Source organism: Acidovorax sp. WCS2018Noco2-16, from assembly GCF_031843945.1.
In the GTDB taxonomy this organism is placed as follows: domain Bacteria; phylum Pseudomonadota; class Gammaproteobacteria; order Burkholderiales; family Burkholderiaceae_C; genus Paracidovorax.
Map to the genome: position 1 here is coordinate 572,513 of NZ_JAVTJJ010000002.1, position 12,682 is coordinate 585,194.

Below are 12,682 nucleotides of genomic sequence, written 5' to 3' on the forward strand. Positions count from 1 at the left end.
CCAGCCCCGTCCTTCATTTCATCCTGACTAGGAGATCACCATGACGATCGTGCGCTGGCTTCGACCCCTTTTGCTGTGTGCGGCTGCTGCCGTGCTGGCCGGCTGCGCGTCCACCCGCGTGGTGGACAGCGACGTGCGCAGCTATTCCACCCTGGCCGCCATGCCGCAGCCTGCCACCTACCGGCTGGAACGCCTGCCGTCGCAGACCGCGCACGCCGCGTCGTTCAACGCCATCGAATCGCTGGCGCAGCAGTCGCTGGCGCGCGTGGGCCTGCAGCGCGACGATGCCAACGCCCGGCTGGTGCTGCAGATCAGCGCGCAGGGCAGCTACGTCACGCCCGCCTGGGCGCCGTATTACGCCGACCCGTTCTATGGCCGCTTCGGCTGGGGCTTTGGCTACGGCGGGCGCTACGGCTGGGGCCTGGGCAGCAGCTGGATGCTGGACCGCCCGCCCACCTTGCACCGCCGCTTTGTGAGCCTGGTGCTGCGCGACGCCACCACGCAGCAGATCGTCTATGAAACCTCCGCCGTCTATGAAGACGTGTGGACCGACGACCCGGCCATCTTCGGCCTGCTGTTCGATGCGGCACTGACGGGCTTTCCGCAGCCGCCGGCCGGCCCGCGCCAGGTGCGCACCACGATCACGCCGGGTGCCGCTGCAGCTGGCGCGCCGGCCACCAGCACCACCATCACGACCGCAACGCCAGGGGCCGCACCACCCGCCGTGCCGGGCGTGGTGGTCAAGCCCTGAACGCCTGCCCGCACCCGCCACGACACCGCATGCAAGCCACCCGCATCATCGCCATCCGCCACGGTGAAACCGCCTGGAACGTGGACACCCGCATCCAGGGCCACCTGGACATTCCGCTGAACGACACCGGCCTGTGGCAGGCCAGCCGCGTGGGCGATGCCCTGGCGGATGAACCCGTCGCGGCCATCTACACCAGCGACCTGCAACGCGCCCATGCCACGGCGCAGGCGGTGGCCGGCACCACGGGCGCGCCGCTGGTCACCGAACCGGGCCTGCGCGAGCGCAGCTTCGGCCAGCTGCAGGGCCGCACCTTTGCCGAAATCGAGGTCGAGATGCCTAACGAGGCCCGCCGCTGGCGCCAGCGCGACCCGCAGTTCGAGCCCGAGGGCGGCGAGTCGCTGATCGTCTTTCGCGACCGCATCCTGCAGACCACGCACCGCCTGCTGGAGCGCCACGCGGGCGATCTGGTCGTGCTGGTGGCACATGGCGGCGTGCTGGACGTGCTCTACCGCGCCGCCACCGGCCAGGAACTGCAGGCCCCGCGCACCTGGAAGACCACCAACGCGGCCATCAACCGCCTGCTCTGGACAGGCGACGGCCTGACCCTGATCGGCTGGGCCGACACCCAACACCTCGACGAAGCCAACAATGCCTCTCGCGACGAAGCCCACTCCTGAATGGCTGCAACTCACCGTTGGCCAGCGTGTCGACATGATCGACACCCCCGCGCTGGTGGTCGACCTGGACGCCATGGAGCGCAACATCCAGCGCATGGCTGACTTCGCGCGCAAGCACCAGGTGCGCTGGCGCCCGCACGCCAAGATGCACAAAAGCGCCGAGCTGGCGCTGCTGATGCAGCAGGCCGGCGCCACCGGCGCTTGCGTGCAGAAGGTGGCTGAAGCCGAGGCACTGGCAGAAGGCGGCGTGACCGACCTCTACATCAGCAACCAGGTCATCGCCGCGCCCAAGCTGCAGCGCGTGGCCCGCCTGGCGCAGCAGCTCACGGCCCAGGGCGGTCGCCTGGCCGTCGCCGTGGACAGCGCCGAAGGCATCGCGCGACTGGCCGAAGCCATGCGCTCGCCCGCCGCCGCCGGCGCGGGCATTGACGTGTTCGTGGAAATCGACGTGGGCCAGGGCCGCTGCGGCGTGCCCCCCGGCGCGCCGGCTGTGGCCTTGGCGCACGCGGTGGTGCAGCAGCAGCCCGCATTGCGCTTTGCCGGACTGCACGCGTACCACGGCCGCGCGCAGCACCTGCGCGGCGCCAACGAACGGCGCGAGGCCATCGCCGCCGTGGTGCAGGCCGCAAGGCACACGCGCGAGCTCATCACCGCCGAAGGCATTGCCGTGCCGCTGGTGACGGGCGCGGGCACCGGCACGCTGGTGCATGAAGCCGCCAGCGGCGTCTATGGCGAGCTGCAGGCGGGATCGTTTCTGTTCATGGATGCCGACTACGCCGGTAACGAGCGCGAGCCGGCGCAGCCCGCCTTTGAACACGCGCTCTTCGTGAAGACGCAGGTCATCAGCAGCAGCGCCACGCACGCCGTGTGCGACGCCGGCCACAAAAGCCACGCCATCGATTCGGGCCTGCCGCAGGTGGCCCACCTGCCGCCCGACCGCGCCCTGCGCTACGCCAACGGCGGCGACGAACACGGCCTGCTGTTCGCCGATGCGCCCAAGGCCCGACTGCCCGCGCTGGGCCGCATGCTGTGGCTGGTGCCCGGCCATTGCGACCCCACCGTCAATCTGCATGACCACCTGATCGGCGTGCGCGGCGGCCTGGCGCTCGGCACGGTGGAGCGCATCATCCGGGTGGACGCCAGAGGCGCGCTGACCTGAAAAGCATGGGCGCCAGCGCTTCACAAAAAGCACTGCGCGTCGTTGACTTGATTTGCTATTGTTTTTATAGCTATCAGCGCTTATCCATAAAGCGCTAGAGGCATATTTCGCCTTGAATTCCCGTGGTAGAGGGGCGCAAGCGCCGCTACGCCACCATGCCTTCGAACAGCCCGCCCGGCGCCCCTCCACGCGGCGGCTCCACGCCCAGGTGGCGGAATGCCGCCAGCGTGGCGACACGCCCGCGCGGCGTGCGCTGCAGGTAGCCCTGCTGGATGAGATACGGCTCGATGACGTCCTCGATGGTGCCGGCCTCTTCGCCGATGCTGGCTGCGATGTTGTCCAGCCCCACCGGCCCGCCGTCGAAGCGGTGGATGACGGCTTCGAGCAGCTTGCGGTCCATCACGTCGAAACCCTGCGGGTCCACGTCGAGCATGGTGAGCGCGCGCTGGGCGATGTCCAGCGTGATGCGCCCGTCGCCCTTCACGTCGGCATAGTCGCGCACGCGGCGCAGCAGCCGGTTGGCGATGCGCGGCGTGCCACGCGAGCGGCGGGCGATCTCGAACCCGGCCACCGGATCGGTGGGCGCATTCAGCAGGCCGGCGCTGCGCATGACGATGCGCGAGAGCTCTTCAGGCGTGTAGAACTCCAGCCGCGCGACGATGCCAAAGCGGTCGCGCAGCGGGTTGGTGAGCATGCCCGCGCGCGTGGTGGCGCCCACCAGGGTGAAGGGCTGCAGGTCGAGCTTGATGCTGCGCGCGGCCGGCCCCTCGCCGATCATGATGTCGATCTGGTAGTCCTCCAGCGCGGGGTAGAGGATTTCTTCCACCACGGGCGAGAGGCGATGGATCTCGTCGATGAAGAGAACGTCGTTCTTTTCCAGGTTGGTCAGCAGTGCCGCCAGGTCCTTGGGTTTTTCCAGCACCGGGCCGCTGGTCTGGCGCAGGTTCACGCCGAGTTCGGCCGCAATGATGTGGCTGAGCGTGGTCTTGCCCAGGCCGGGCGGGCCGAACAGCAGCACGTGGTCCAGCGCCTCGCCGCGCTTCTTGGCCGCGCCGATGAAGATCTCGAGCTGCTCGCGCGCCTTGGCCTGGCCGACATATTCCTGCAGCAGCTTGGGGCGCAGGGCGCGCTCCATCGCCTCTTCGTGCGGAGAAGCGGGCGCGGCGGACACCACGCGCTTCGGGGGCGGTATGGGGGCGAAATCGTCGGTCTGGATGCTCATGGAAACTCGGGTGATGGCGGCACAGGCCGCGTCAGCGGGCTGCGGTCCACGCGTGGTAGGCCACGTTCTCGTAGACGAAGTCGGTATAGGTGGCGATCACGAAGTCGCGTTCGGCCTGGTTGATGGTGTAGAAGTGCGCGCCGGTTCGCTTGTTGAAGAAGCGGTAGATGGGCGTGGAGCCGTTGCCGGCGGCCGTCTGGGCGTACCAGATCGGGCCTTCGTACTGGAACGACGGGTAGGTGGCGACCACGTAATCGCGCTCGCCCTGGTTGATGGTGTAGAAGTGCGCGCCCGTGTCGCGGTTGAAGAATCGGAACACCGTGCTCTGCCCTGCCATGGCGCTACCGTAAGCGTAGAACGCCACTCCCTCGTACTGGAACGCGGGGTAGGTGCGCACGACGAAGTCGCGCTCGTCGGCGCTGGACGTGAAGAAGTGCGCGCCGGTGCCGCTGTTGAAGAAGCGGTAGATGGGTGCACGGTCGGCGGCTGCAGGCGCAGTCGGCGTGCCGGCGGGTGACAGCCACTCTTTGAGCTTGGCCTGGAAAGGCTGGTCGAAGCGGCCATAGACCGACTGCGTGGACGCGCTGCAGGTGGCTCCGCTGGAGCCGCCGTACAGCGTACCCACCAGATAGTTGCCCTGGAACAGGCCCGATCCGCTGCTGCCCCCCTCGGTCAAGCCTTGCGTCCAGCGCACGGCGTAAAAGTTGCCACTGAGGGCGGAGGCCTGCGTGCAGGAAATCCCGGTGCCGCCCGTGCTTGCGCAGTTCGCAGACGCGAAGATCTGCCCGAAGCTGATCTTCAGCAGATCGCCGTCAGGGTGGTGCACACCGATGGCGGAAGAGTTGAGCGTGCGCGCGCCCGCATCCCAGCCGGCGAACACGGCACCGGCGGGCGGCGCGTCGTTCAGGCGCAAAAACGAGGTGTCGGTGGCGGTTGTGGCATACAGCAGCGTGGCGCCGCCGTTTCGTTTGACGGTGTTGCTCGCCAGCGTGCGGCTGTTGCACGACGGCGCCCGAAAGAACCAGTCAGTCTGCAAAGTGGACGCCACGGTCTGCGTCGATATGCAGTGATTGGCGGTGATGAAATACGGCGTGCGGGTGGAGCCGCTGTCGTTGAGCAGCGTGCCGGTGCAGAGGTATCCGCCGCCATCGCGCACGTAAGTCATGCGGGCCACGGCGTTGCGCAGGCCGGCCGATTCGCTGTAGCAGACGGCATCGAGCTCGCAGCTGCTGGAAGTGTTGACCGCCTTGGTGGCCAGGCTGCCGTCGAGCTGACCTTCTTGCGGCAGCGACAAATCGACGAACACGTGCGATGCCTGCGGAATGGCGACCTGCAGCGCGCTGGCGGGCGTGCCGGGGGGCAGCTCGATCTCCAGCGTGGCTTCTGCTCCGCCGGTGTCGGGCGTCCACCAGGTGCGGGCCGCATCCGTGGTGTCGCCGGCCTGCTGGTTGCGGCCGATCAGTTGCAGCACTTCCTGGCCCGATATTTCCTGCACGGCCGATGGGCGGAACTGGCTGTACACCCGCAGCACGGCGCTGCCCGGCAACTGCGTGACCAGCACGCCTAGCCGCAGGCCGTGCGCGCCTTCTGCATCCACGCTGACCGCCGCAATCAGGCCACCGCCTGGCGCCGCACGCCACTGCAATTGGCGCTGCAGGTCGCTGGCCGTTGCCGTGGCCCCGACCGGGCGGGCTGCGGCGATCTGCAGCGGTGCAAAACCGCCCGAGGTGTCTTGCGGCGCGTTCTTTTCTCGCAGCAGCGGGCCCAGTGCGACGCGCGCCGGCTTGACTGGCTCGGCAGAGGACGACGACTGGGCCGCCGACTTGGAGCGCACCACGTCCTGCACGGCGGTCGCGGGCTGCTCGTGCGGCTCGACCTTGAGCACCTGGGCAGCGGTGGTGATCGACGCCGATCCCGACGTGCCCGCGGCGCTAACGCCGGCTTCGCCACCACCGCCTCCGCAGGCCGCGAGCAGCAGCGCCGCCAGCGCGGAGATACCGCCGGTGCGGACCCAGTTCTTGATGTTCCCCATGCTCACTCCCTGCTTTGATCCGCCCGTCTGCCTGCCGTTACCCGCTCCACGGTCGCCCGATGCGCTCCGTGGGCTGGGCCTTGCCCTGCCTCGTTGTACTGATCAGGTGCCCGGATTGAGCCACTGCCGCAGCGTGGACCGGTAAGGCTGGTCGAACCGGCCGTATTGATCCGGGTTGCCCGGCGCGCTGCAGCTGGCCGTTCCGCCCAGCAACTGGCCCACCACATAGCGGCGGCTGCCGATGCCCACGAACAGCGCCGATCCGCTGCTGCCGCCTTCGGTGGTGCCCTGCTGCCAGGTGGTGGTCAGGAAGGTGCCGTTGTCGGACGTGCTGCTCTGGCAGGTGCTGGTGGTGCAGATGCTGTAGCGCTGCACCGTGCCCTGGCTGACCTTCTGCAGATCGCCGCTGGGGTGGTGAATACCGGTCACCGCGGTGGCCACGGCCACGCCGCCGAAATACGAACCGGCATACACCACACCGGCCGGCGCGGGGTTGTTCAGCCGCATGAAGGCCGTGTCGGTGGTGGCCGTGGCGTGCAGCAGCGTGGCGCCGCCCGTCAGCCGCACGGTGCCGGGGTTGATGTTGCTGGTGTTGCACGCGCTGGAGCGGTAGAACCAGTCGGTCGTCAGCGTGGAGGCCACTGCCTGGGTGGAGAAGCAGTGGTTGGCGCTGAGGAAGTACGGCGTGGTGGACGAGCGGGCGTCGTTCAGCAGCGTGCCGGTGCACAGGTACGACTTGCCGTCGTCGCGCACGAACACCATCCGCGCCACGGAACGGCTTTCACTGCTGAACTCGGGCCGGCAGGTCACGTCGATGTTGCAGGATTCGGACTCGCCCACCTTGGTGGTGAAGGCGCCTTCCACCGCTTCAGGCGCGACGGTGAAGTGCGACAGGCGTGGCACGGCCAGTTGCACTGCTGCAGTGGCCGCTGCGGCAGGAATCTCCACCTCCAGCGTGGTGGCCGGGCCGGCGAAGTCGGGGCTCCAGTACGTGCGCGCCGTCGTGTCGTTTGCGCCGCCCTGGGCGTTGCGCGCAGCGATGGCCGCCAGCTCTTGCGCAGACACCTGCACGGCCGCAGCGGCATCGGCGCCGTAGAAGCGCAGCACGGCGCCATCGGGCAGGCCGCGCACCAGCACGCCCAGGCGAACGCCGTACGCGCCAGCGGAGTCGAACGCCAGCGCGGCCACTTGCGTGCCGCGGTCGGTGGCACGCCACTGCAGCAAGGCCTGTGTGGCCGCCACGGTGGATGTGTCTGCCACGCCGCGGGCGACGCCGATCTGGCGCGCCTCACCCGGTGCCACAGCCTTGGTGGAAGCCGCCTTGGTCGTCGCGCTCTGCGCCAGTGCGCCCAGTGCCACGCGCCGCACGGCAGAGGCTGGAGCGACGCCCTGCGCCTGCGTCTTGACGGCAGCGTCCTTGGCGGCGGTGGACGAGGCCGTCACCGTGGCCGCCGTGTCGAACGGCTCGATCCGGTCGGAGCCCGTCGACACCGGAGGAGTCACCGGCGTCACGGGAGCTACCGGCTGTGTGACCGGTGGGGTCACAGGCTCGGTCGTCACGGGGTCGGCGTTGCTGGCACTGCCGCCCCCGCCCCCGCCACCGCAGGCAGAGAGGATGAGCAGGGCCGCAGTGGCTGGCAGCCAGGGTTTGTGGATGTTCATGCGATGGTCCTTGTTCTTCGAAATACGGATTGATCGGAGTGGATCGGAATGATTACGCCGTCAGGGCTTCTGCGCCCGGCGCGGGTCATCGGGCCAGCGCCTTCAGCGCCAGCTTGATGCCGTCGCTCACGCCCACGTCGGCCGGCAGGGCCTTCAGGGCGGCGGCGGCTTCCTTGTCGTTGTAACCCAGCGCCAGCAGGGCCTGCAGGATATCCGCCTGCGCATCGCTCTTCGGGTGGATGGCCGCGCCCATGTCGGCGCCCAGCTTGCCCTTGAGCTCCAGCAGCAGCCGCTCGGCCGTCTTCTTGCCGATGCCGGGCACCTTCACCAGGCGGCCGGCTTCCTGCAGCGTGATGGCCTGCGCCAGCTCGCTCACGCCCAGGCCCGACAGAATGGCCAGCGCCATGCGCGGGCCCACGCCGCTGATCTTGATGATCTCGCGGAACGCCTGCCGCTCTGCGTGCGTGGAAAAGCCGTACAGCAGCTGTGCGTCCTCGCGCACGACGAAGTGCGTCAGCAGCGCCACGCGCTCGCCCGTGGCAGGCAGGTTGTAGAAAGTGCTCATCGGCACCTGCACCTCGTAGCCCACGCCGTGGCAGTCCAGCAGCAGCTCCGGGGGGTTCTTCTCCAGCAGGGTGCCGGTCAATTTGCCTATCATGGGTGTCCTTTGACGCGCGCCTGGCGCCTTTTGATCGGAATTATCCGCGTGATCCTGCGCCACACCTTCACCCCCCACAACAACAACCGGCTGACGCACCTGTGCGGCCCGGCGGACGCCCACCTGCGCCTGATCGAGACCGCGCTGCAAGTGCGCATCGCCCACCGGCACGAGCAGTTCAAGGTGGACGGCCCCAAGGCCCGCGCGACGCAGGCCATGGAGCTGCTGCAGGCGCTGTATGAAATGGCCGAGCGCCCCATTGCCGAAGAGCACATCCAGCTGATGCTGGCCGGCGACAGCGACCTGGTGCCCGCCCCCGAAGGCACCACCACGCAGCTGACCACCCGCCGCACCGACCTGCGCGCGCGCACTGCCACGCAGGGCGCTTACCTGGACAACATCGCCGCGCACGACATCACCTTCGGCATCGGCCCGGCAGGCACCGGCAAGACCTACCTGGCCGTCGCCTGCGCGGTCGATGCGCTCGAGCGCAGCAACGTGCAGCGCATCGTGCTCACTCGCCCCGCCGTGGAAGCGGGCGAACGGCTCGGCTTTCTGCCCGGCGACCTGACGCAGAAGGTCGACCCGTACCTGCGCCCGCTGTACGACGCGCTCTACGACCTGATGGGCTACGAGAAAGTGCAGAAGGCCTTCGAGCGCAACATGCTGGAGATCGCGCCGCTGGCCTTCATGCGCGGGCGATCGCTGAACAACGCCTTCATCATTCTGGACGAAGCGCAGAACACCACGCCCGAGCAGATGAAGATGTTCCTGACCCGCATCGGCTTCGGCTCGCGCGCCGTGGTGACGGGCGACGTCAGCCAGATCGACCTGCCCAAGGGCGCTTTGAGCGGCCTGATCGACGCCGAGCGCGTGCTCAAGCGCGTCAAGGGCATCGCCATCACGCGCTTCACCACGGCCGACGTGGTGCGCCACCCGCTCATCGCGCGCATCGTGGACGCTTACGACGCCCAGCGCAACCGCAGCGCCGCCAGCTGACACCTTTGCTATTATTTTTATAGCTAACAGCGCTTGATCCTCAAGCGCTAGAGGCCAAAAATACCTTGAACTAGCGCTGCAATGGCCCTGAACCAACTGACTCTCTCGCTGCAGTTCGCCCGCTTCGATGGCGTGGCCGAACACCGCGCCGCCCTGCCCCGCCATGCCGCCGTGCGCTTCATCCGCCACGCCCTGGCCACCGACGCCGAGATCACCGTGCGCATCGTGGGCGCCGAAGAGGGCCAGGCCCTGAACCGCGAATACCGGCACAAGGACTACGCCACCAACGTGCTCACCTTCGACTACGCCCAGGAGCCGGTGGTCATGGCCGACCTGGTGCTGTGCGCCCCGGTGGTCGCGCGCGAAGCAGCCGAGCAGAACAAGCCGCTGCAGGAGTACTACGCCCACCTGCTGGTGCACGGCACCCTGCACGCCCAGGGCTGGGACCACGAAACCAGCGCCGAAGACGCAGATGAGATGGAGGCGTACGAAACGGCCATCATGCAAGAGATGGGGTTCGCCGATCCCTATGCCGAGTGAGCCGTTGATCGGTTAGGCGACTGAGCCGCTACGCGGGCTTGATTCTTAACAAAATATGCCTCTAGCGCTTACCCAACAAGCGTTTATAGCTATGATTTTTGATCAGCCGGCTCCGACAACATCGGCGGCAGCTGGCGCGATCCGCAGCGGAATCGTCACCGGCCCGTCGTTCACCAGATGCACCTGCATGTCCGCCGCGAAGCGCCCGGTCGCCACGTCGGCATGCGCCTTGCGGGCCTGGGCGACCAGATAGTCGTACAGCCGGCGGCCGTCTTCCGGCGCGGCGGCCTGGGTGAAGCTGGGGCGGTTGCCGCCGGTGGTGTCGGCCGCCAGGGTGAACTGGCTCACCAGCAGCAGGCCGCCGGCAACGTCTTGCACGCTGCGGTTCATCTTGCCGGCTGAGTCGCTGAAGATGCGCAGCTTCAGCAGCTTGGCCAGCAGCCGGTCGGCTTCGGCCTCGGTATCGCCGCGCTCGGCACACACCAGTACCAAGAGGCCCGGGCCGATGCGGCCGATGGTCTCGCTTTCCACGTCCACGCGGGCTTCGCGCACGCGTTGCAGCACGCTGATCATTCGTTGTCCTTGATGTCGTCCAGATAGGCTTCCACCCCCACGGGCAGCAGCTCGATGGTCACGCGCAGGCCCGGCACGGCGCGCATCAGCGCGGCCTCCACGGCGCCGCGCAGCTGGGCCGCGCGGCCCAGGCTCCAGTCGGCGGGCACGTGCATGTGCAGGCCGGCAAAACGCCGCTGGCCGGCCTGCCGGGTGACGAGGTGGTCGAAGCGCAGTTGCGGCTCGCCTTGCGCGAAGTCGCGCAGCGTGGCGTCGATGGCGCCCTGCGCGTCGGGCTCGATGGCCGCATCCATCAGGCCCTGGGAGGCACGCCACACCATGTGCGCACCTTCCTTCAAGATGTTGAGGGCCACGGCCATGGCCACCACCGGGTCGAGCCACAGCCAGCCCGTCGCACCGGCCGCGCCGATGCCCACCACCACGCCGGCCGACGTCCAGACGTCGGTGACCAGGTGGCGCGCGTCGGCCTCCAGCGCGACCGAGCGGTGCTCGCGCGCCGAGCGGAACATGAGCCAGGCCAGCACCCCGTTGAGGGCCGAGCTGGCGACCGACAGCGCCAGCCCCCAGCCGACCTGCTCCAGCGGCTGCGGCGCAGACAAGCGATGTGCCGCAGCCCAAAAGATGGCCACTGAGGCACCCACGATGAGGATGCCTTCGAACCCGGAAGAAAAATACTCGGCCTTGTGGTGTCCGTACGGATGGTCTTCGTCGGCCGGGCGTGACGCGACGGTGACCATGGCCAGCGCGAACACCGCACCGGCCAGGTTGACGAACGATTCGAGCGCGTCGGACAGCAGCCCCACCGATCCCGTCAGGTGCCAGGCCAGGGTCTTCAGGACGATGGTGACCAGCGCCACGCCCACCGACGCCCACAGCAGCGTGCGCGGCGCCAGCGTGGCCGGGCCGGCGCGCTGCGCAACACGGGCGCCCGGCGGCGCAGGGGTACGGGGTGCCATGAAAACGTCGCGCGCCTGGCCAGCTCAGCCGGTCAGATGTCGCCTACCAGCCGCGCGCGCACCAGCTTGCCCTTGACGCGGCCAGCCGACAGCTTGCGGGCCACTTCATCGGCAATGCGGCGGTCCACCGCCACATAGGTGGAAAACTCGTTCACGTTGATCTTGCCGACCTGCTCGCGCGTGAAGCCCATCTCGCCGGTCAGCGCGCCCAGCACGTCGCCTGCGCGAATCTTCTCCTTGCGGCCGCCGATGATCTGGATGGTGGCCATGGGTGGCAACAGCGGCTCGCCCGCGGTGGGCGTCAGTTCGGCCAGCGGGTGCCATTCGGACTCGCGGCCTTGCAGTACTTCGATCTTGCCGACGCTGCCCATCTCCGGCAGGCTGGCCAGGCTCAGGGCCAGGCCTTCGGCGTCGGCCCGGCCCGTGCGGCCGATGCGGTGCACGTGGATTTCCGCGTCGGGCGTCACGTCCACGTTGATGACGGCCTGCAGCTGGGCGATGTCCAACCCGCGCGCGGCCACGTCGGTGGCCACCAGCACGGTGCAGCTGCGGTTGGCAAATTGCACCAGCACCTGATCGCGCTCGCGTTGCTCCAGCTCACCGTACAGCGCCAGCGCGCTGAAGCCTTGCGCCTGCAGCACGCCGACCAGGTCGCGGCACTGCTGCTTGGTGTTGCAAAAGGCAATGGCAGATTCCGGACGGAAGTGGTTCAGCAGCAGCGACACCGCATGCAGGCGCTCGCTTTCCTTCACCTCGTACCAGCGCTGGACGATCTTGCCGGCGCTGTGCTGCGCCTGCACCGTGATCTGCTGGGGCGTCTTCATGAACTGCCGTGCGATGCGCTCGATGCCTTCGGGGTAGGTGGCCGAAAACAGCAGCGTCTGCCGATCGGCCGGGCACTGGCGCGCCACTTTGGCGATGTCTTCGAAGAAACCCATGTCGAGCATGCGGTCGGCTTCGTCCAGCACCAGGGTCTTGAGCGCCTGCAGATCAAGCGTGCCGCGATCAAGATGGTCCATCACCCGCCCAGGCGTGCCGACGATCACGTGCGCGCCGTGCTCCAGGCTGGCGATCTGGCCGCGCAGGGGCACGCCGCCGCACAGGGTGACGACCTTCATGTTGTCCTGGGCACGGGCCAAGCGGCGGATTTCGGTGGTGACCTGGTCGGCCAGCTCGCGCGTGGGGCACAGCACCAGCGCCTGGATGCCAAAGAAGCGAGGGTTGAGGCGGTCCAGCAGGGCCAGGCCGAAGGCGGCGGTCTTGCCGCTGCCGGTGCTGGACTGGGCGATCAGGTCGCGCCCCAGCAGGGCGGGCGGCAGGGCAGCGGCCTGAATGGCCGTCATGCGGGTGTAGCCCAGTTGCTGCAGATTGGCCAGGGTGGCCGGGGACAGGGCCAGGGTGCTGAAGTCAGCGGTAGAGGTGGTCATTGGCCCGATTATCCCGGTGGCGGCCC

12 protein-coding genes are annotated in these 12,682 nt (G+C 68.5%); 5 read left to right on the plus strand and 7 right to left on the minus strand.

Annotation, left to right across the window (positions count from 1 at the left end):
• Nucleotides 1–40 precede the first annotated feature (40 nt).
• The 3 genes from RQI28_RS08005 to RQI28_RS08015 are packed head-to-tail and all read left to right on the plus strand — an operon-like array spanning nt 41 to nt 2,587.
• Nucleotides 41–751: a DUF4136 domain-containing protein gene (locus RQI28_RS08005; RefSeq protein ID WP_311223088.1), complete on the plus strand. Its 711-nt coding sequence runs from the start codon at nt 41–43 to the stop codon at nt 749–751.
• Nucleotides 752–780: 29 nt separating this feature from the next.
• A complete protein-coding gene (locus RQI28_RS08010) occupies nt 781–1,428 on the plus strand; it encodes a histidine phosphatase family protein (RefSeq protein WP_311223087.1) in 648 nt (215 codons plus the stop codon).
• Entirely contained in the window at nt 1,400–2,587 is a 1,188-nt protein-coding gene (locus RQI28_RS08015; protein WP_311223086.1) for a DSD1 family PLP-dependent enzyme, read from the plus strand. Before RQI28_RS08010 ends, RQI28_RS08015 begins: the two co-directional genes overlap by 29 nt.
• Nucleotides 2,588–2,732: 145 nt before the next feature.
• On the opposite strand, the gene ruvB is transcribed toward RQI28_RS08015, so the two are convergent.
• The 4 genes from ruvB to ruvA all read right to left on the minus strand — a co-directional run bounded on the left by ruvB (nt 2,733) and on the right by ruvA (nt 8,161).
• Nucleotides 2,733–3,809 carry a Holliday junction branch migration DNA helicase RuvB gene (ruvB, locus tag RQI28_RS08020; RefSeq protein ID WP_311223085.1) on the minus strand — a complete coding sequence of 359 codons (1,077 nt, stop codon included), beginning with the start codon at nt 3,807–3,809 and terminating at the stop codon, nt 2,733–2,735.
• A 31-nt stretch (nt 3,810–3,840) separates the two neighbouring features.
• Nucleotides 3,841–5,841 (minus strand): serine protease, encoded by a 2,001-nt coding sequence (locus tag RQI28_RS08025; protein WP_311223084.1) that lies wholly within the window; start codon nt 5,839–5,841, stop codon nt 3,841–3,843.
• Nucleotides 5,842–5,943: 102 nt separating this feature from the next.
• Complete coding sequence (locus RQI28_RS08030; protein ID WP_311223083.1) at nt 5,944–7,503, minus strand: endoproteinase ArgC; 1,560 nt, start codon at nt 7,501–7,503, stop codon at nt 5,944–5,946.
• An 85-nt stretch (nt 7,504–7,588) separates the two neighbouring features.
• Nucleotides 7,589–8,161: a Holliday junction branch migration protein RuvA gene (ruvA, locus tag RQI28_RS08035; RefSeq protein WP_311223082.1), complete on the minus strand. Its 573-nt coding sequence runs from the start codon at nt 8,159–8,161 to the stop codon at nt 7,589–7,591.
• A 48-nt stretch (nt 8,162–8,209) separates the two neighbouring features.
• Between ruvA and RQI28_RS08040 the strand changes: the two genes are divergently transcribed.
• Nucleotides 8,210–9,160, plus strand: coding sequence for a PhoH family protein (locus RQI28_RS08040; protein WP_311223081.1), 951 nt, complete (start codon nt 8,210–8,212; stop codon nt 9,158–9,160).
• Nucleotides 9,161–9,241: 81 nt separating this feature from the next.
• The gene (gene ybeY / locus RQI28_RS08045; protein WP_311223080.1) at nt 9,242–9,700 is read left to right on the plus strand and encodes an rRNA maturation RNase YbeY; all 459 of its coding nucleotides are present in this window, start codon (nt 9,242–9,244) and stop codon (nt 9,698–9,700) included.
• A gap of 102 nt (nt 9,701–9,802) precedes the next feature.
• Here the strand turns inward: ybeY and dtd are convergent, their stop codons facing one another.
• From dtd to dbpA, 3 genes are read right to left on the minus strand one after another with little or no spacing between them, the layout of a single operon-like run.
• Entirely contained in the window at nt 9,803–10,273 is a 471-nt protein-coding gene (gene dtd, locus RQI28_RS08050) for a D-aminoacyl-tRNA deacylase (RefSeq protein WP_311223079.1), read from the minus strand.
• The gene (locus tag RQI28_RS08055) at nt 10,270–11,229 is read right to left on the minus strand and encodes a cation diffusion facilitator family transporter (RefSeq protein WP_311223078.1); all 960 of its coding nucleotides are present in this window, start codon (nt 11,227–11,229) and stop codon (nt 10,270–10,272) included. Before RQI28_RS08055 ends, dtd begins: the two co-directional genes overlap by 4 nt.
• Nucleotides 11,230–11,261: 32 nt before the next feature.
• Nucleotides 11,262–12,656, minus strand: coding sequence for an ATP-dependent RNA helicase DbpA (dbpA, locus tag RQI28_RS08060; protein ID WP_311223077.1), 1,395 nt, complete (start codon nt 12,654–12,656; stop codon nt 11,262–11,264).
• Nucleotides 12,657–12,682 lie beyond the last annotated feature (26 nt).